16 protein-coding genes are annotated in these 19,718 nt (G+C 61.9%); 13 read left to right on the top strand and 3 right to left on the bottom strand.

Annotation, left to right across the window (positions count from 1 at the left end):
* The first annotated feature begins 15 nt into the window (after positions 1-15).
* Positions 16-1,707, top strand: coding sequence for a ribonuclease J (locus M1E05_RS14345; RefSeq protein ID WP_458110963.1), 1,692 nt, complete (start codon positions 16-18; stop codon positions 1,705-1,707).
* An 84-nt stretch (positions 1,708-1,791) separates the two neighbouring features.
* Here the strand turns inward: M1E05_RS14345 and M1E05_RS14340 are convergent, their stop codons facing one another.
* Positions 1,792-3,678, bottom strand: a complete 1,887-nt coding sequence (locus M1E05_RS14340; RefSeq protein WP_461163333.1) for an anthranilate synthase family protein — start codon at positions 3,676-3,678, stop codon at positions 1,792-1,794.
* Between the two features lie 258 nt (positions 3,679-3,936).
* Between M1E05_RS14340 and M1E05_RS14335 the strand changes: the two genes are divergently transcribed.
* The 4 genes from M1E05_RS14335 to M1E05_RS14320 all read left to right on the top strand — a co-directional run bounded on the left by M1E05_RS14335 (position 3,937) and on the right by M1E05_RS14320 (position 8,567).
* Positions 3,937-6,849 carry a DNA translocase FtsK gene (locus M1E05_RS14335; RefSeq protein ID WP_461163332.1) on the top strand — a complete coding sequence of 971 codons (2,913 nt, stop codon included), beginning with the start codon at positions 3,937-3,939 and terminating at the stop codon, positions 6,847-6,849.
* A gap of 9 nt (positions 6,850-6,858) precedes the next feature.
* Positions 6,859-7,485: a CDP-diacylglycerol--glycerol-3-phosphate 3-phosphatidyltransferase gene (gene pgsA / locus M1E05_RS14330; RefSeq protein ID WP_458110960.1), complete on the top strand. Its 627-nt coding sequence runs from the start codon at positions 6,859-6,861 to the stop codon at positions 7,483-7,485.
* Positions 7,482-7,961: a CinA family protein gene (locus M1E05_RS14325; protein ID WP_458110959.1), complete on the top strand. Its 480-nt coding sequence runs from the start codon at positions 7,482-7,484 to the stop codon at positions 7,959-7,961. The genes pgsA and M1E05_RS14325 overlap by 4 nt, the downstream gene beginning before the upstream one ends.
* 153 nt (positions 7,962-8,114) lie before the next feature.
* Positions 8,115-8,567, top strand: a complete 453-nt coding sequence (locus tag M1E05_RS14320; RefSeq protein ID WP_309107186.1) for a helix-turn-helix domain-containing protein — start codon at positions 8,115-8,117, stop codon at positions 8,565-8,567.
* Between the two features lie 150 nt (positions 8,568-8,717).
* On the opposite strand, the gene M1E05_RS14315 is transcribed toward M1E05_RS14320, so the two are convergent.
* The gene (locus tag M1E05_RS14315) at positions 8,718-9,248 is read right to left on the bottom strand and encodes a MarR family winged helix-turn-helix transcriptional regulator (RefSeq protein WP_458110958.1); all 531 of its coding nucleotides are present in this window, start codon (positions 9,246-9,248) and stop codon (positions 8,718-8,720) included.
* Between the two features lie 41 nt (positions 9,249-9,289).
* On the opposite strand from M1E05_RS14315, the gene M1E05_RS14310 reads away from it, so the two are divergent.
* The 6 genes from M1E05_RS14310 to dapF all read left to right on the top strand — a co-directional run bounded on the left by M1E05_RS14310 (position 9,290) and on the right by dapF (position 14,911).
* On the top strand, positions 9,290-9,514 hold the full coding sequence (locus M1E05_RS14310) for a DUF3046 domain-containing protein (protein ID WP_247048670.1): 225 nt from the start codon (positions 9,290-9,292) through the stop codon (positions 9,512-9,514).
* 185 nt (positions 9,515-9,699) lie between these two features.
* On the top strand, positions 9,700-10,752 hold the full coding sequence (gene recA, locus M1E05_RS14305; RefSeq protein WP_309107189.1) for a recombinase RecA: 1,053 nt from the start codon (positions 9,700-9,702) through the stop codon (positions 10,750-10,752).
* Between the two features lie 7 nt (positions 10,753-10,759).
* Positions 10,760-11,281, top strand: a complete 522-nt coding sequence (locus M1E05_RS14300) for a regulatory protein RecX (RefSeq protein WP_461163331.1) — start codon at positions 10,760-10,762, stop codon at positions 11,279-11,281.
* A 100-nt stretch (positions 11,282-11,381) separates the two neighbouring features.
* Entirely contained in the window at positions 11,382-12,938 is a 1,557-nt protein-coding gene (gene miaB, locus M1E05_RS14295) for a tRNA (N6-isopentenyl adenosine(37)-C2)-methylthiotransferase MiaB (RefSeq protein ID WP_458110956.1), read from the top strand.
* A gap of 3 nt (positions 12,939-12,941) precedes the next feature.
* On the top strand, positions 12,942-13,874 hold the full coding sequence (miaA, locus tag M1E05_RS14290; protein ID WP_461163330.1) for a tRNA (adenosine(37)-N6)-dimethylallyltransferase MiaA: 933 nt from the start codon (positions 12,942-12,944) through the stop codon (positions 13,872-13,874).
* Between the two features lie 92 nt (positions 13,875-13,966).
* On the top strand, positions 13,967-14,911 hold the full coding sequence (gene dapF, locus M1E05_RS14285) for a diaminopimelate epimerase (protein WP_461163329.1): 945 nt from the start codon (positions 13,967-13,969) through the stop codon (positions 14,909-14,911).
* Here dapF and M1E05_RS14280 read toward each other — a convergent pair.
* Complete coding sequence (locus M1E05_RS14280) at positions 14,892-15,506, bottom strand: class I SAM-dependent methyltransferase (RefSeq protein ID WP_461163328.1); 615 nt, start codon at positions 15,504-15,506, stop codon at positions 14,892-14,894. The two genes, dapF and M1E05_RS14280, sit on opposite strands and share 20 nt — an antisense overlap.
* A gap of 575 nt (positions 15,507-16,081) precedes the next feature.
* Between M1E05_RS14280 and hflX the strand changes: the two genes are divergently transcribed.
* Positions 16,082-17,650 (top strand): GTPase HflX, encoded by a 1,569-nt coding sequence (hflX, locus tag M1E05_RS14275; RefSeq protein ID WP_461163327.1) that lies wholly within the window; start codon positions 16,082-16,084, stop codon positions 17,648-17,650.
* Entirely contained in the window at positions 17,643-19,709 is a 2,067-nt protein-coding gene (locus M1E05_RS14270; RefSeq protein ID WP_461163326.1) for an ATP-dependent DNA helicase, read from the top strand. Before hflX ends, M1E05_RS14270 begins: the two co-directional genes overlap by 8 nt.
* The last annotated feature ends 9 nt before the right edge of the window (positions 19,710-19,718 follow it).

The raw sequence follows: 19,718 nt of genomic DNA, 5'->3' as shown, positions 1-19,718 counted from the left end.
GGAAAGAAGTGCATTATGACCCAAGTAGCCCTACCCGGCCTTGTCACGCCCCCGAGACTTCCGCAAGGCACCCTTCGCATTGTCCCGCTGGGCGGCCTGGGCGAGATCGGCCGCAACATGGCGGTCTTCGAAATCGACGGCAAGCTCCTTATTGTCGACTGCGGTGTCCTGTTCCCTGAGGAAACCCAGCCGGGTGTGGACCTGATCCTGCCCGATTTCTCCTACATTGAGGACCGGATGGATGACGTCGTGGCTGTCGTCCTCACGCACGGCCACGAAGACCACATCGGAGCTGTTCCCTACCTGCTGCGCCTCCGCAGCGACATCCCCCTGATCGGATCGCAACTGACGCTCGCCCTCATCGAAGCGAAGCTGCAGGAACACCGCATCAAGCCCTACTCCCTCACTGTCACTGAAGGACAAGTCGAGAAGTTCGGCCCCTTCGAATGCGAATTTGTGGCCGTGAACCACTCCATCCCCGACGCTTTGGCTGTCTTTATCCGCACGGCAGGCGGTACGGTCCTGCACACGGGCGATTTCAAGATGGATCAGTTGCCCCTGGACGGACGGATCACCGACCTCCGTCACTTTGCCAAGCTGGGCGAAGAGGGCGTGGATCTGTTCATGTCGGACTCGACCAACGCCGACGTTCCCGGGTTCACCACCGCCGAAAAGGAAATCGGACCCACCCTGGACCGCCTCTTCGGCCAGGCCACAAAACGCATCATTGTCGCTTCGTTCTCATCCCACATCCACCGGGTGCAGCAGGTCCTCGACGCCGCGGTCAAACACAACCGCAACGTCGCCTTTGTGGGCCGCTCGATGGTCCGCAATATGGCGATTGCCGCGAAACTTGGCTACCTGGACGTACCGGACGGCGTGGTCGTCGATATCAAGAACATAGACAACCTTCCGGACAACCGCGTGGTCCTTATGTCCACCGGCTCACAGGGCGAACCGATGGCTGCTCTGTCCCGGATGGCCAACGGAGACCACCGGGTGATCGTGGGCGAGGGTGACACCGTTATCCTGGCGTCGAGCCTCATCCCCGGCAACGAGAACGCCGTTTACCGCATCATCAACGGGCTGCTCAAGCTCGGTGCCGACGTCATCCACAAGGGCAACGCCAAGGTCCACGTATCCGGCCACGCAGCCGCAGGCGAGCTCCTCTACTGCTACAACATCCTTGAGCCGCTGAACGCAATGCCGGTGCACGGCGAAACGCGGCACCTGATCGCCAACGGCAAGATCGCCGAGGAATCCGGAGTGCCGGCCGAGAGCATCCTGCTCGCGGACAACGGCACTGTAATCGACCTCAAAGACCACCGGGCCGACGTCGTAGGCCAGGTCGAGGTGGGGTTCGTCTACGTCGACGGATCCAGCGTCGGTGAGATTACGGACGCCGACTTGAAAGACCGCCGTGTCCTGGGCGACGAAGGATTCATCTCCATCATCACTGTCATCAACCGTGCAACAGGCAAGGTGGTCTCCGGGCCCGAAATCCATGCCCGCGGCGTTGCCGAGGACGATTCTGTGTTCGATGACATCATTCCTAGGATCAATGCAGCGCTGGAAGAAGCAGTGCTCAACCACACGGATCACACAACGCATCAGCTCCAGCAGGTTGTTCGCCGCGTCGTTGGAACGTGGGTCAACCGCAAGCTCCGCCGTCGTCCCATGATCATCCCGGTGGTTCTGGAGGCATAGTCCTCGAAGCACCATCGCAGCTCCAGCAGTTACGAAAAGGCCCGGTTCAGCGAACCGGGCCTTTTCGTATTTTTGACCCCTGGCCTATACCGGGGCTTTATCCCTCGCCAATGCGGACCTCACGAGGCGCTCAAGTGTCGCGAGGCCGTCGGAGGACAGAACCGACTCCAGATGTCCCTGGATGGATGCGACTCCGGCGCCTCTCAATGCCACAACAACACCGTCCTCGGCGGAGATGTCAAGATTGAGCCTGGGCGTGACAAGCTGGTCTCTTTCAGCAACAGCGCTGAAGGTGTTGTAGAAGCCGAGGGCAGCCCGCGTCCCGAACACATCGGTCTGCAGCCGCACACCCTGACGTGGTGCCGGTAACACCTCTACAGGAAGCCCGGCAAGCATCGACAAAATCTGGTGGCTGAGGCAGACGGCAAGCAAAGGCCTGCCCAGATCCAGCCTGGAACGCAGGTGAGCCCGCACCGTCTCGAACCGGACATCGTTGACGTCGCGGGGGTCTCCCGGACCAGGGCCGAACACCACCAGATCCGGCGTGGAAATGTCTGCCACTGAATCCCAGCGCGCCACAGAAGTCTGCAACCCCAAATGACGCAGCTGGTGGGCAAGCATTTCGGTGAACTGGTCTTCACAGTCGATAACCAGGGCCGTGCTGCCGGCGAAGGGAGGATGTTGTTCCCATTCCTGGGCGCGGATCCAGAAGGAGGCCAGCTGGTGATTCCGTTCGGCGAGCGCTTCTGCAACTCCGGGCTGGGCATTCAGGTTAATCGCCGGAGGCAGCGGAGCCGGCGGGATAAGTCCCAGGGCGGCGAGCATACCGGACGCCTTTGCGTGCGTTTCGGCCACCTCGCCTTCCGGAGTGGACAACCGAACGAGGGTGGCCCCTGCTGACACAGTGACAAGTCCGTCGCCGTCGAGGTGAGCAGTGCGGATAAGGATCGGAGCATCGAGTTCATAGGAAACGGCTCCACTCTCATCAGTCCGCGACTCGAAGAACGCCAGGACCCCGGAGTAGTATCCCCGACCGCCATGTTCGTGACGTTCGATAACGGCGCAGGCGTTTTCCATGGGGGACCCGGTGACTGTCGGGGCAAACATTGTGGCACGGAGAACGTCACGGAGATCAAGATCGGTACGCCCCTCAAGCAAATACTCCGTGTGGCTGAGTCTGGACATTTGCTTGAGATACGGGCCGAGGATCCGTCCACCCGACGGGCAAATGCTGCTCATCATCTTCATTTCCTCATCGACCACCATAAAGAGTTCGTCGCTCTCTTTGACGTCGGACAGGAACTTCAGGACGCCTCCGGCAGTCGGGCCTCCTGCCGGGTGCCGGAAGGTTCCCGAGATCGGATTCATCGTCACGAGCCCGTCCCTCACGGAGACGTGGCGCTCGGGGGTTGCTCCCACCAGGGAATGGCCGGGGGAGTGGACGGCGAAGGTCCAGTAGGCGCTCTGCTCTGAGAGGAGCAGGGTACGCATCCACGCGAGCACGGCTGTTGCCGGCGAGACAGGGGTTGTGCCGCTGAACGATCGGCGGATGACGAAGTTGGCGCCTTCTCCCCGGCCGATTTCGTCCCGGATAACACGGCGCACCATCTCCGCATAGTCCTCGTCAGTGGTATCGAACCCCAAAGACTCGATGGGCACTTCAATCGCGGGCAGAATCGCCAAGGCATTGTTCAAGGAGAGGGTTTCGCGCTCCGTCACCAGGAGGCAGCGGAGCGGGGCGCCGTCGTCGGTCGCAGCGAATCCGCGCTCCCGGATCTGACGAAAAGGCACAAGCGCCAGTACGTCACGCCCGCCCCGACTGGCGTCGAGCGGGATGTCGGCCAGCTTGTCCACATCGACGATCCCGCCGGTGAGGACGTCGACGAGGTCTGACTCGTGGCGCCGGATAACGGCGAAAGGAATTGAAGCATCGCCCGAGGATTCGACGATGCGGGAGAGGAGCGAGGTCATTGGCAGTCCCTGAAATTGATTCCACCTCACCGACCGGTGCCGCAAAAAAACGACCGCCTGGCGAGGCGGTCGTGAGCGTAATGGTGCGCGCGTCTGTCCGCCTAAGGGGCGGGCCACCAAGAGGAGCAGGTCGAGAAGCGCATGGGCCGATTGTAGGTGGATGCGTCTTATCCTTGCAAGCCGGGCCGCCGGGCAACATGGATCAGTCTGGCCCGGAAATCCGCGGAATTCCGGCCTGGCTCAGGTAGCGTGGCTGCTATGGCGACACGTACTTCCTCCACGCCTAGAGGAAACCCCCGCAGCAAATCAGGCACTGCCTCCGGCCGGGGCGCAGGCTCCTCCGCGCCCAAAACCAGCCGGTCCACCAGCGGGGCAGCTGCCCGGACCCGGCAGATGCCTGCTGTCGTTCCCCAGCAGCCGTGGCCCGTGCGGATGCTGTCCGGTGCGTGGTTGGGGATCGGCCACCTCGTTGGGGGCGGCGTGCGCCGGATAGGACATGACGTCAGCGATCTGGCACCAGAGGACCGCAGGGACGGAGCAGCCCTCTTCAACCTCGCTCTGGCTGTTTTCATCGCAACGTTCGCATGGTGGGGGATGCAGGGCTGGTTCCCCGATGCCGTCTACGCCGTGGTCAACGGGACCTTTGGCTGGATGTCACTGCTGCTGCCGCTGATGCTGCTGGTTTGCGCCGTCCGTCTGTTCCGCCAGCCGGCTGACAGCCGCGGCAACAACCGGATCGGCATCGGCTTCCTGATCATGACCTTCGCCGGATCGGCCCTCGCGCATGTCATCGGCGGCCAACCGACCGTGGCGGATGGCTTCGAAGGCCTGAGGCAAGCTGGCGGAATGCTGGGATTCCTGGCTGCCTCCCCCTTGGCCGCCATTCATGTCGCAGTGCCGCTGGTGGTCTACGGGCTCCTGACATTCACTTCTCTGCTGATCGTTACAGCAACTCCCTTTGGAGCGATTCCGCGCAGGCTCAAGGGCGCCTACGAACACCTCATGGGCATCGATCTCCAGGAGCCAGGGGACCATGCGGACGGTCATGACCGCAGCTACCTGTACGGGGATTCAGCGGCGGAATCACCGAAGAAGAAAAAGCGCATGCGGCTCTTCGGCAAAGACCAGGACGCCGACGCCGGCCTGGAAGGCTATGTCGGGGACGAAGCCTTTGAGACCCCGGTCATCGACGACGACGAACCCGGCTCCAAGGGTGACAAACGGTCCGCCGCCGCGCCAGGAGTCCGCCGACCCACCCAGGCTGAAATCGCCATCGAAAAGATCAAGGCGGCCCAGGGTCTTGGCTCCCGGACTGACATGGGCGCGGAGAACGCTACCGAGGCCATTCCCCTGGTGACGCCCGGCATGGTGGCCGCAGGATCCCTGAATACGGCCTCGTCGAACCCATCAGGTGTTCCGGCGAACCCCGTGCCGGCGAATCCGGTTGCACCCGCCCCTCCGCCCACCCCCATCCCGCAGCGCACGGAGCAGCTCTCGCTCGCGGGGGATGTCACCTATACCCTGCCGTCGTCGGACGTCCTGACGCCAGGCTCCATCCCCAAGGAGAGGACCGAAGCCAATGACGCCATTGTGGCCTCGCTGACCGAAACGCTCAACCAGTTCAACGTGGAGGCGCAGGTCACCGGCTTCAGCCGGGGACCCACCGTGACGCGCTACGAAATCGAGTTGTCACCCGGGACAAAGGTGGAGCGCGTCACCGCCTTGTCGAAGAACATCTCTTATGCAGTGGCGAGCTCCGATGTGCGCATCCTGAGCCCGATTCCCGGCAAATCCGCTATCGGTATCGAGATTCCCAACACCGACCGCGAGACGGTATCGCTGGGTGATGTGCTCCGCAGCCAGAATGCGCGCCGTACCGACCACCCCATGGTGATGGGTGTTGGCAAGGACGTCGAAGGCGGCTACGTCGTCGCGAACCTCGCGAAGATGCCGCACCTCCTCGTCGCCGGCGCTACCGGCGCGGGTAAGTCATCATTCGTGAACTCCATGATCACGTCGATCCTGATGCGGGCCACGCCGGACGAGGTACGTATGGTCATGGTGGACCCCAAGCGCGTGGAGCTTACCGCTTATGAGGGCGTACCGCACCTGATCACGCCCATCATCACCAACCCCAAGAAGGCGGCGGAAGCACTGCAGTGGGTGGTCCGCGAAATGGACGCCCGGTACGACGACCTCGCCAACTACGGCTTCAAGCACATTGACGACTTCAACAAAGCAGTCCGTGCCGGGAAGGTCCACCCGCCGGTGGACTCCAAGCGTGTGATCCGTCCCTATCCGTATCTGCTGGTGATCGTGGATGAGCTCGCCGACCTCATGATGGTGGCTCCCCGCGACGTGGAAGATTCCATCGTCCGCATCACACAGCTTGCCCGCGCCGCCGGAATCCACTTGGTGCTGGCCACCCAGCGGCCGTCCGTGGACGTTGTCACCGGCCTGATCAAAGCCAACGTGCCGTCCCGCATGGCCTTTGCCACCTCCTCTGTCACCGACTCGCGCGTTGTCCTTGACCAGCCGGGTGCGGAGAAACTCATTGGGCAGGGCGACGCGCTCTTCCTGCCGATGGGAGCCTCCAAGGCCATGCGTGTACAGGGCGCGTGGGTGACGGAATCCGAAATCCACAAAGTTGTTGAGCACGTCAAGGGCCAACTCCAGGCGACCTACCGGGACGACGTCGCCGCGGAGGCCCCCAAGAAGCAGATCGACGACGACATCGGCGATGACCTTGAGGTGCTGCTGCAGGCTACCGAGCTGGTGGTGACTACCCAATTCGGTTCGACGTCAATGCTCCAGCGCAAGCTCCGCGTCGGGTTCGCGAAGGCGGGCCGCCTCATGGACCTGCTCGAGTCCCGGGGTGTAGTGGGTCCGTCGGAGGGATCGAAGGCACGCGATGTCCTGGTTAAGCCCGATGACCTCGCTCCTGTGCTGGCAGCAATGAAGGGGCAGGAAGCCCCGGCCACGCCTGATTCACACACGGCGGCCCTGAGCGACAACGCCAATGCCAACATCGCCCAGGGCGGGTATGCCGAGGACCTTGTCGCTTCAGACCTGGAGAACCGCACCCAGAACGTTGAGTATTACGACGGCGCCGATGGCACCCCGGACGACGAAGACGGCTCCGAGGACGCCTGGTCGCTCACCGGACGGTAGCCTAGGAGGGTGACTAGCACCGAGGCCCACAGCGCCGGTTCCTCCTCGGGAATCTGGAATCTGCCCAACATCCTGACCATGCTCCGGATTGTGTTGGTGCCATTCTTCGTGTGGTTCCTCGCGGCCGATAACAGCAGCCACGGTCTCTGGCGCTGGGCAGCCGTAGTGGCGTTCGCCGTCGCGATTTACACCGACAAGCTCGACGGCGACATCGCCCGCAGCCGCGGCCTCGTGACCGACTTCGGAAAGATTGCCGATCCCATCGCCGATAAGTTGCTCATCGGTTCGGCGCTGGTGATGCTGTCAATCCTGAACGAACTGCCGTGGTGGATTACCATCCTGATTCTTGTCCGCGAGTGGGGTATTACGGCCCTGCGTTTCTTCGTCATCCGCTACGGAGTGATTCCAGCCTCTCGAGGCGGGAAGCTGAAAACCGTAGTGCAGACCCTGGCCATCTTCCTGTACGTCATTCCGCTGGCGTCCCTGGCGCCATGGCTGGGACTCCTCGCTCTGGGAGTCATGCTCGTTGCCGTCGTTATCACGGTCTGGACTGGCGTGCAGTATGTGGCGGAAGCGCTTAAACTGCGGGCACAGGGTCTGCCTTCCAAACGGCAGCCGGACGGGAGCACGTCATGAGCAACCTTCACAGAAGTGCCGAAGCCGCCGTCACAAAGGCGAGGGAACATGGCCTCACCGTCGCGACGGGTGAATCGCTCACCGCCGGCATGATAGCAGCAGTATTAGCCGATACTCCCGGCGCATCAGCCATGCTGCAAGGGGGCATTGTCGCCTACCAGAACGCGGTCAAGAGCGCTGTCCTTGGCGTATCGGCAGAACTCTTGGCCGAAGTTGGTTCGGTGGATGGCAGGGTTGCGGAAGCCATGGCAGCAGGTGCCCGCACTCTCTGCGGTGCCGATATCGGAGTATCAAGTACAGGCGTCGCCGGCCCCGATCCGCATGACGGCAAAGCGGTTGGCCGGGTGTTCATTGGCATCGCTACAGCGGCAGGTTCCTTTGCATCATCGTATGACTTCGAAGGGAACAGGGCCGAAATCCGCGGACAGGCATGTGCGGCGGCGCTGGAACAGTTGTTGAAGGCGCTTCCTTCCTAAAGCTACCGGGCGTAAAGTTGCCGGGAACAAAAATTGAAACCCAATAGTTGTTACATTGTGTCGCCTCCGGATCGCGGAGGCGCCTAGGATAAAAAGACCACACTGGTTCCCCCGAGTGGAGAACCTGAAGTATGAGGGAGCAAGGCGATACAGATGGTAAAGCAGCCCGTATCCGTAAACGGCGTTGTCCGCTGGAAGGATGTGGGCCTCGCCGATCAGGCTAAGAGCGAACAGAAGGAGCGCAAGATGGTTGTTCTTCGTCACGAAATTGGTGATGTCCTTCGCGATGTCCGCCAGCGCCAAGGCCGTACCCTCCGCGAAGTCTCACACAGTGCCCGCGTTTCGCTCGGCTACTTGAGTGAAGTGGAGCGCGGCCAGAAGGAAGCCTCTTCGGAGTTGCTTTCATCGATCTGCTCGGCCCTGGATGTTCCCTTGTCCGGCATGCTCCGCGAGGTCAGTGACCGCGTGGCCATTGCTGAGGGAGTGGCAGTACCGGACACCGTCCCGCAGGAGTTCTCCCAGCGCTATGGCCGTGACCTTGACCGCGAGCTGAACACGGACCTTAACGACGAACTCACCACGGGTCTCCTGTCAGGCGCCCGCTGATCCGTTCCGGCCTGGGCTGTGACCCCGGATCTTGAGGTTCCCGGACTGACTTCGGGATCCCATGACTTCATATCGACTGTTTGATTAAAAAGGGCCTGCCGCGCTTGCGTCAGGCCCTTCTTTTTCGCGTTAATTTTTGCGCCGGACCCGCTACTGCGCCTGGTCTCTCTTCGATTCGTCCTTGGGGAAGCCATCCCGCTCGTAGGTGCTGTTCAACTTCGCAATGTAGCGTGCCAGAGTCTGCAGCTCCGAGATCGGCCATTCCCCCAACCGTTCCCGGAACACCTGATTGCGCGCGTCCTGGACCTGATGCATCTTCTCCTCGCCACGGGGAGTGAGCCGAATGGACTGTGCGCGCCCGTCCACAGGATCGGCTTCCTTGAAGATAAGGCCGATGCTCTCGAGAAAGGCAATCTGCCGGCTCACAGAGGGTTTTCCAACGCCAACGCAGGACGCCAGATCGGTCAGGCGCATTGGTCCTTCCCTCCTGATGATGGTCAGGAGGCCGTACGCCGCAGGCTCCATGTCGGGGTGGACCTGCCGGGAGAGCTGCGCCGAGACCGAGCGTGCCCTCCGCCAGAAAAGGCTCAGCTGCTGTTCCACGGACTGCAGGGCGGCGTCGACGTCGTCGGCGCCCGTAAGGTCCTCGGGCGGAACTGGGCTGTCAACTGGGTTGCTCATGGCAACAATTCTAGAGTCAGGGTCCGTGAGAGACTCTATTGGTGCGGATCAGTGAATTTTGGCGGCTTATGGACGATGAATTTGGCGCCGGTTACTCACGCGTCCTGAGCAGTTCGTTGGTGCTGGCTGCTGTTGGTGGACGAACGGCGGACCAGGCCCTGGCTGCCGGCGTCAGCCCCCGAGCCGTGTGGCTTGCGATCTGCGAGTTGCAGGATGTTCCCCAGGAGCGGCGCCTCGGCAGGGACATCAGCCCGCGTCGCGATTAGCACCGGCTGACACGCCGGGCCCTTGTTCGAATATCTGTTCGGGTAGGACTATGCTTTTTTCAGAGGTTATCCACATAAGCGATGTGTCCCGGCCATAATGTCGGTGGATGCAATTAGCGTCGTTGATGACAAAGAAACGGCCGCTGAGGCCACTCCAAAGCGAGAAAGCATTAGAGGTGTGAACCATGGCGGCAGCCCCGGATCGTGAAAAGGCGCTTGAAGCAGCGCTCGCGCAGATTGACAAGCAGTTCGGCAAAGGCTCTGTCATGCGCCTCGGGGACGAGGTCCGGGCGCCGATTGAGGTTATCCCCACGGGTTCCATCGCGCTGGATGTTGCCTTGGGAATTGGCGGGCTGCCCCGCGGCCGCGTGGTGGAAATCTATGGACCGGAATCATCCGGTAAAACCACCGTCGCACTGCACGCTGTGGCCAATGCCCAGCGCCAGGGCGGCATAGCTGCTTTTATCGACGCCGAGCACGCCCTGGACCCCGAGTACGCCGCGAAACTGGGAGTCGACACCGATGCCCTCCTGGTTTCCCAGCCGGATACCGGAGAGCAGGCGCTCGAAATCATGGACATGCTGATTGGCTCCGGTTCCCTGGATGTCATTGTTATTGACTCCGTGGCAGCCTTGGTCCCGCGGGCCGAAATCGAGGGCGATATGGGCGACAGCCACGTCGGCCTTCAGGCACGGCTCATGAGCCAGGCCCTCCGGAAGATCACCGGGCGCCTGAGCCAAACCAAGACCACGGCGATCTTCATTAACCAGCTGCGTGAAAAGATCGGTGTCTTCTTCGGGTCACCGGAAACCACCACAGGTGGTAAGGCGCTGAAGTTCTATGCCTCCATCCGAATCGATGTCCGCAGGATCCAGACGCTGAAGGAAGGCGCGGATTCAGTCGGAAACCGGACCAAGGCCAAGATCGTCAAGAACAAGATGGCGCCCCCCTTCAAAATCGCAGAGTTCGACATCATCTACGGTCAGGGGATCTCCCGTGAGGGCGGCATCATCGACATGGGTGTCGAGCACGGAATCATCAAGAAGTCCGGCTCCTGGTTCACCTACGACGGCGATCAGCTCGGCCAGGGTATGGAAAACTCGCGACGCTTCCTGCGCGACAACCCCGAGCTTGCCGCCGAGCTGGAAAGGCTCATCAAGGAGAAGCTCGGCGTCGGAGTGAAGCCTGCAGCAGAGACTGAAGCCGCACCGAAGCTCAAGGCCGTTGACGGCTTCTAATCGCCCCATGGATCCGGCTGCGCTTGATGCGGAGCCGGATCCAGCGTCAGTCGCCCGCGCCATAGTTTTGCGGCAGCTGACCAATTCGCCCAAGAGCCGCCTTCAGCTGGCCAGGAAGCTCGCCGAGCGGAACGTACCCGAGGACGTTGCGGAGTCGGTCCTTGACCGCTTCGAAGAGGTGCGCCTGGTTGACGACGCTGAATTTGCTGATGCGTGGGTACGAAGCCGCTCCCAGTCGCGAAAACTGGCACGTGGCGCCCTGAAAAGAGAGCTTGCGGAGAAGGGCATCGATTCCGAGACGGCGTCCCAGGCGCTTGAGCAGATCACTGATGAGGCCGAGGAATCCACTGCGCGGGAACTTGTCATGCGGAAGCTGCGCGGCTCCGGCCAGCTCCAGGACCGAAGCGAACGCGACAAGGCCACGCGGCGGCTCGCGTCCATGCTTGCACGCAAGGGCTACAACCCGTCCGCAGCCTTCAGGATTGTCGGGGAGGTCCTCGATTCGGCCGGCGATCCCGGCCTGGGCTGAGTTGAGGACTGATTCCCTGACTCCCGGCTTCCAGGGCAGGGAGAATGGCCATGACAGACCGCCACGAGCAGGCAATCGTTTCAACCGTTACCCTTAATGGGTGAGTTTGACCATTCCTTCGCCGGCAGCCGGCACCCATTCCACTTCAGCCGCTTCTCCTCTCCCGGAAGGGGCACTTCCTCGTACCTACGAGGTCCGCACCTTCGGTTGCCAGATGAACGTTCACGATTCAGAACGAATGGCAGGGATGCTTGAGTCTGCAGGGTACGTTCCGGCTGGGGCGGAACAGGCTGATGTTGTCGTGTTCAATACCTGTGCAGTGCGGGAGAACGCTGACAACAAGCTCTACGGAAACCTGGGCATGCTGGCTTCTGTCAAAGAAGCCAATCCAGGAATGCAGATCGCTGTTGGTGGTTGTCTGGCTCAAAAGGACCGCGAGACGATTCTCCGAAAAGCGCCCTGGGTGGACGCCGTCTTTGGCACACACAACGTCGGTGCCCTGCCGGCTCTGCTGGAACGGGCACGGCATAATAACGAGGCCCAGCTTGAGATCCTGGAATCCCTTGACGTGTTCCCGTCCACTTTGCCTACCAAGCGTGACTCCGTGTATTCGGGGTGGGTGTCCATCTCGGTTGGCTGCAACAACACCTGCACGTTCTGCATCGTGCCCGCTCTCCGCGGCAAGGAGAAGGACCGCCGCCCAGGCGATGTGCTGGCAGAAATCCAGGCCCTTGTTGATGACGGCGCCATCGAAGTGACCCTCCTTGGACAGAACGTCAACTCTTATGGCGTCGAATTCGGGGACCGGCAGGCATTCTCGAAGCTGCTGCGGGCTTGCGGCAGCATCGAAGGCCTGGAGCGGGTTCGATTCACTAGCCCTCACCCCGCTGCGTTCACTGAAGACGTCATTGATGCCATGGCCGAGACACCCAATGTGATGCCGCAGCTTCACATGCCATTGCAATCAGGGTCGGACAAAGTACTCAAGGACATGAAGCGGTCCTACCGGTCCACGAAATTCCTGGGAATCCTGGACAAGGTCCGCGAAAAGATTCCGCATGCAGCGATCTCTACCGACATCATCGTCGGATTCCCCGGTGAGACGGAGGAGGACTTCCAGGCAACCCTGGATGTCGTTGAGAAGTCACGCTTCGCTACAGCATTCACCTTCCAATACTCCAAGCGGCCCGGAACGCCCGCCGCTGACCTGCCCGACCAGCTGCCCAAGGCTGTTGTCCAGGAGCGCTTCGAACGGCTCACCGCTTTGCAGGACAGGATTGCGGCGGAAGAGAACGCGCGGCAGCTTGGCAAGCGCGTCGAGGTGATGGTGACAGCCCAGTCCGGACGCAAGGCAGGGGAGACCCACCGGCTTTCCGGGCGTTCCCAGGACCAGCGGCTAGTACACTTCACCGTTCCCGAAGGCGCAGAAGCTCCCCGTCCCGGTGATCTTGTCACAGTCACCATTACTGAGGCCGCTTCTTTCCATCTGGTCGCTGACCCGTCTACTCCGGAGGATTACCGTCTGCGCCGCTCCCGCGCTGGCGACGCCTGGGACAGGTCCCAGGCAGACTCCTGCGGAGTTCCCGCCCCTTCAGGGAAATCAGGTAAGGCCGGAGTCTCCCTGGGAATGCCCTCTCTTCCCATCCGCGGACGCTAGGGAATGTCAGCCCCGCGTACTGGTACAGCAAACGTCCCCGCCGGCGGCCCACCTGTGATCGCTGTCGTGGGGCCAACCGGCTCCGGCAAGTCTGACCTGGCCGTGGAGCTGGCCCTGGAACTTGACGGTGAGGTCATCAATGCCGATTCCATGCAGTTCTACCGGGGCATGGACATCGGTACAGCCAAGATCAGCGTGGAAGAACGCAGGGGAGTGCCCCACCATTTGCTGGATACCCTCGATGTCACCGAGGAAGCCAGTGTTTCGGACTTCCAGCAGCAAGCCAGAGCGGTGATCGACGCGATTCATAGGCGCGGAAAGAGAGCCATCCTCGCCGGTGGCTCCGGACTTTACCTGCGGGCTGCATTGGATGTCCTGGAGTTTCCCGGTACTGATCCCGCCATCCGCCGACGCCTTGAGAACGAGGCCGCGTCAGAGGGAGAAGCGGGCCTGCGCTCCCGCCTTGAACGGCTGGACCCGGTATCGGCTGCACGCCTGGGAGACACCCGCCGGGTCATCCGCGCCTTGGAAGTCTATGAGTTGACCGGCCGCCCTTTCAGCTCCTACATGCCAAAGCGCGAGTACATCAGGCCCGCGGTGCAGATCGGGCTTGAAGTGGATCGGGAGGTTCTCCGCGCCCGCCTCGCCCAGCGTGTCCACAGCATGGTGGAGAACGGCCTGCTGGAGGAGGTACGTCGGCTCGAATCACGCGGACTGAGGCAGGGGAAAACCGCCTCCCGCGCCCTCGGGTACGCCCAGTTCCTGAAGGTACTCGACGGTGTCAGCGACGTTTCGGAAGCCTCGGAAGAGACCATTGTTGCCACCAGGCAATTCGCCCGCCGTCAGCTGACATGGTTCCGGGCCGATCCCCGGATCGCTTGGCTGGACTGGCAGGATCCTGCGCTGCTCGAGAAGGCGGCCGCTCTCTCTACGTGAGGCCCTTCAGCGGATTCATGCCGGACTTCCGGGAGAAAGGGATCCGGCGGACGGTTTTACAGCGAACACGACCAAGACGGTAACCTTGGACCATGAATGAAACCCTTGAAGAGACCCCCGCTCACGCTCACCAGGGCCTGAGCGGCATGGCGTTCTCGAAGGGGCACGGCACGGGAAACGACTTCGTCCTGATAGCTGATCCGGCCGGCGCGTGGCCTGTTGGCCCTGAACAGGCAGCCGAACTGTGCGATCGCCACCGTGGAATTGGCGGGGACGGCCTGATCCGCGCTGTTCTGTCACGTTTCCTTCCTGAAGGCCGGGACCTGCTGGTCCATCATCCGGACGCCGAATGGTTCATGGACTACCGAAACGGTGACGGCTCCTTGTCCGAGATGTGCGGCAACGGAGTACGTGTTTTCGTGCATTTCCTCATCGCCCAGGGACTTGTCCGTTTGGACGAGGGAGCCTCATTGACGATTGGGACCCGCGGAGGCGTGAAAGTGATCGTCCGCAGCGGTTCCGGATACGCGGTGGACATGGGGCCTTGGGAATTCATCTTTCCCGAGGATGCTGCAGCCCGGGCAATGGACTCCCTCGTAAGCGCAAGCGGACTGGAGGTGGCCCGGCCTGCTCTCTCCGTCAGCATGGGAAATCCGCATACAGTGGTTGCCCTTGCAGAGCTTTCCGAGCTCGAGGCGACCCAGCTGTTTACCGCCCCTCACGTGGATCCCACCCCTCCCAACGGCACCAACGTCGAGTTCGTAGTGCCGTCCGAACCACTAGTTCACGACGGTGTGGGGACCATCACGATGAGGGTTCACGAGCGGGGTGTCGGAGAAACACAGTCGTGCGGGACGGGGGCCTGCGCAGCAGCTGTCGCGATCCGGCACTGGGCCGGCGAGGGCGCTCCGAATGCGTGGAACGTCACAGTTCCCGGCGGCGTCGTCGGCGTGAAGTTTTTCCCCGGGCCCGACGGGCGCGAGCACGTGGAGCTTAGTGGTCCCGCCGTCATTGTTGCTAGTGGGACGCTTTCCTGACCTTCAGCATCCGGAAGGACTTCGAGGTACTCTCACGGGTAACCGTAAAGGATGAATCAAGCTCTGCTGCAAGCCAGCGCTGCAGTGAATCGGAACCGAGGTTTTTCTGGACCACCAACCAGGCGGAACCACCAGGGGCCAGCCGGGGCAGCCAGCGCAGTAACAGCGAATGAAGCTCGTCCTTACCGATCCGGATCGGGGGATTTGACCAGATGGTATCGAAGCGGAGGCCGGGATCTACCTCGTCCGGCAAGCTGGCCCGGAGATTCTCCAGCCCGAGTGCCGCGGCGTTCTCGTTCGTCAGGGTCACACACCGCTCGTTGACATCTACGGCGTAGACGGTTGCATGGGGTGCTCGCAAAGCCATGGTCAGGGCGATTGGACCCCAGCCACAGCCGATATCCAGCAGGTTCCCTTGTGGAGAGGGCGCCGGTACCTCGGCAAGTAGAACGGCCGTTCCCTTGTCAATACCTTCCGGGCTAAAGATCCCCGACGACGTGTGGAGCTTCCGCGTTTCACCGGCAAGTTCGACCGTCAGCGGCTTGCGGGTGAACGGCCCCGCCGGCTGGGCGCTGAAATAGTGTGCAGACTCCATAACTGGCCAGATTAGTTGCCCCGCAGCTGGATGGGAAACCGGGGCTTGGCCCGTCTGCTATTCTTTAATCCATGTTCTTGATCTTTGAGTAGCGGCGATTCGGCCCGGCGCAGGCGCGTTGGCATCCTAGCCCGCCTGACGCCCAGCTTAATGTCCCGCAGCGATGCAGGTAAATCCTTCCGCTTAGCGCGCTCAGCACCAGTGCTTTCAAAGTCAATGAACCCCTTCAGACGAACTCTCCCGGACTCACACACCCAGCTACCGTTCTGGGTCCGGAGCCTACGTCTATGAAGCAGAGGCGAATGATCCGACTGGCAGATCAACTGGGCGCCCGACCCCCATGGAGTCCATCATGATCTACCTAAATATCTGACAACCCCCACTGGAAATCATTCAGCCGTTCCCTTTCCTGGGAACCGCCGACACACAAACGTCCCAAACCATACCTGCCACGGCACCGCTGCCGTGGCCATCCGGAGGAACAATTGACCAGCAGCCGTCAGCCCACCGCGAATACAGCACCACAGCCCGGCAAAGGGCACTATTCTGAAGATGTACAACCTCTTAAGGAGACCATGACCAGTCAGCACAACACCGGACCAGATTCAGCCGCCCAGGATATGTCCCCCGAGGAGATCCAGGCTGTAATTGACCGGATTCTCGCCAAGGATGTACCTCCCAGGAACGTCCGGAAGGCGGACGAGGACAGCAAGGCTGTTTTTGGAAGGGCGCAGGCCATTTCAGGGCTCAACGACGAGCACACCAGCTACGACGGTGATCAGCAGGATCTTGAGGAACGACGCGCACTGCGCCGTACCGCAGGCCTTTCCACAGAGCTGGAGGACGTTACCGAAGTCGAGTACCGGCAACTTCGGCTCGAACGGGTGGTCCTGGCGGGGTTGTGGTCAGAAGGAACCCTGGCCGACGCCGAGAACTCCCTTCGGGAACTGGCAGCACTGGCAGAAACCGCCGGCTCAGAAGTGCTGGACGGCCTCGTTCAGCGCAGAGCCAAGCCCGATCCCGGAACTTTCCTTGGCTCAGGCAAAGCCCTTGAACTGAAGGACATTGTTATGTCCACGGGGGCGGACACCGTTGTGGTCGACGCCGAATTGGCTCCATCACAGCGGCGCGGCCTTGAAGATATCGTCAAGGTCAAAGTCATTGACCGTACCGCGCTCATCCTCGATATTTTTGCCCAGCATGCCAAGAGCCGCGAAGGCAAGGCCCAGGTGGAACTGGCCCAGCTCGAATACCTGTTGCCGCGCCTGCGTGGTTGGGGTGAGTCCATGTCCCGCCAGGCCGGTGGCCAGGTGGGTGGGGCAGCGGCTGGAATGGGTTCCCGTGGTCCTGGTGAAACCAAGATCGAACTGGATAGGCGCCGGATCCGGACACGGATGGCGAAACTGCGGCGGGAAATCGCCGCCATGAAGCCTGCGAGGGAGACCAAACGGGCCAACCGCCGTCGTAATGCGGTTCCGTCTGTTGCGATTGCCGGATACACCAACGCCGGCAAGTCCTCGCTGCTCAACAGGCTGACCGACGCCGGAGTCCTCGTGGAGAACGCGCTTTTCGCCACCTTGGATCCAACGGTCCGTAAGGCCGAAACCGCCGACGGATTGGGTTACACCCTGGCCGACACCGTGGGTTTTGTGCGGTCATTGCCCACGCAGTTGGTGGAAGCGTTCCGCTCTACGCTGGAGGAAGTGGCCGATTCCGACCTCATCCTCCACGTAGTGGATGCCTCCCATCCGGATCCCGAAGGCCAGATTGCGGCCGTGCGCGCGGTTTTCAGCGAAGTTGATGCGCGCAAGGTCCCCGAGATCGTCGTGCTGAACAAGGTAGACGCTGCTGATCCATTCGTGGTGGAGCGGCTGAAGCAGCGCGAACCCCGGCACGTTGTGGTTTCCGCCAGGACTGGCCAAGGCATTAGCGATCTGCTCAAAGCCATCAGTGACTCCATCCCCAGGCCAAGCGTCAAGCTGGAACTGCATATCCCATATAACCGGGGTGACCTGATCAGTAAACTCCACGAAACAGATGCTGAAATCCTTACCCTGGATCACGATGAGCATGGCACACGTGCCGTTGTGATGGTCCGGGAAGGTCTTGCCGCTGAGCTGGAATCCTTCATCAGCAATGACTGAAGCGGATCCGGAGGCGAATGCATCGGCCAGTGAGCGGTTTGTGGTTGAACTGCTCGACCGGGCTGTCTCCGGAATGGGCGGCGAGAGCCGCACCGGTCAGCACGAAATGGCCCGGCAGGTGGCGCGCGCAATAGACAGCGGCGACCACCTGCTGGTCCAGGCAGGAACAGGGACCGGTAAGTCCCTCGCCTACCTGATTCCTCTCATCGCCCACTCGCTTGTCAGTGACAAACCCACTCTCGTCTCGACGGCCACATTGGCCCTGCAGACTCAGATTGTGGGAAGGGACTTGCCCAGGCTGCTGGAAACAATAACTCCGGCGCTGGACCGGCCTGTGAAGGTGGCGCTCGTCAAGGGCCGAGCCAACTACGTCTGCAGACACAAGCTCGAGGGCGGTTTCCCATCCGAGGAGCCGTCTGAGGGGCAGTTGTTCTCTCTGGGAGAGGACACCAGCGTGCCTCACTTTGCGGCAGCCATGGGTGGTCCTTCGTCCCAACTGGGCAAAGAAGTGGTCCGGCTGCGTGACTGGGCGGAAAAGACCATCACCGGCGACCGCGACGAGCTGATGCCAGGCGTGACCGACAGAGCCTGGAGGCAGGTGTCCGTCACGTCAATGGAGTGCCTGGGGGCGCAGAAATGCCCCATGGCGGCCGAGTGCTTCAGTGAACTGGCCCGTCAAAACGCCGCCGAGGCCGACGTCGTTGTCACTAACCACGCCATGCTCGCCGTCAGCGCTTTCGAGGGCCTGGCGGTGCTTCCTGAGTACGATGTTGTGGTGGTGGACGAGGCCCATGAACTGCAGGACCGGGTCACGGGTGCAGTCTCCGGGCAACTCTCCGTTGCCATGGTCCATGCGGCGGCATCCGGAGCGCGCAAGAATACGGGCATCACCGTTGACGCCCTCAACTCCGCGGCGGCCAACCTCGAAGTTGCGATTGCCGGGATCCCCAGCGGTCTCCTGCCCAGCGGGCTCAACGACGAACAACTCGACTGTGTGGACCAGCTCCGCGACGCATGCCGCGCAGCGCTCTCCGATTCCAAGGGGGACAGTTCCACCACGGCCGACGGCGGGCGGCAGCTGGCGCGCTCCCGCCTCCTGGTGATCTTGGAATTGTGTGAACGACTTATCGCAGCGCGGGAAAACGGCGAAGTGGTGTGGATTTCCCGAAACAGCACCTTTGATCCGCAACACGGTTACTCCGCACCCGATGACGCCTCGCCGGCTTTGATCAATGTGGCGCCCCTAAGCGTCGGAGGCCGGCTCCGCGAGGGACTGTTCGAGGGACACACCGTCGTGCTCACATCCGCTACGCTCGCGATCGGCTCCGCCTTCGAACCTGCGGCGGGCGGCCTTGGTCTCGTGGGCCCGGGTGCGCCGAGCTGGACCGGCATCGACGTCGGCTCTCCTTTCGACTATCCGAAACAAGGAATTCTCTACGTGGCGGGTCATCTTCCGAAGCCGGGTCGGGGCACCTCACCCGAAGCTCTCGATGAGCTCGAAAAGCTGATTCTTGCCTCCGGGGGCGGGGCGCTGTGCCTGTTCTCCTCACGCCGGGCAGCGGAAGACGCTGCGGAAGCCCTGCGTCCCCGGCTCGACATGAGCATTCTCTGCCAAGGTGATTCAACTATGACGGCGCTGGTCCGGCAGTTTGCGGATGAGCCTGACACCTGCCTGTTCGGCACCATGTCCCTTTGGCAAGGAGTGGACGTTCCTGGGGGCTCGTGTCGCCTCGTAGTGATCGACAGGATTCCCTTTCCGCGTCCTGATGATCCCCTCATGACGGCGCGCTCCCGGGCGGCAGCAAAGGCAGGCGGCAACGGCTTTATGTCTGTTTCCGCCACCCACGCCGCCATTCGGCTTGCCCAGGGTGCCGGCCGCCTTATTCGTTCGACAGGGGACAAGGGCGTGGTCGCCGTGCTGGACTCACGGTTATCAACTGAGCGATACGGCAATTTTCTGCGTGCTGCCCTGCCGCCCTTCTGGCCCACCACCGACCCTGCGATTGCGGTGGCGGCGCTCAAACGGCTGGCCGAGGAAACGCGCGTGGCCAGTACCTAGCTGGAGCGC

The organism is Arthrobacter sp. R4-81 (assembly GCF_054792365.1).
The sequence above is the reverse complement of the archived record's forward strand: the minus strand, read 5'-3'. Positions and strand labels throughout refer to the sequence as shown.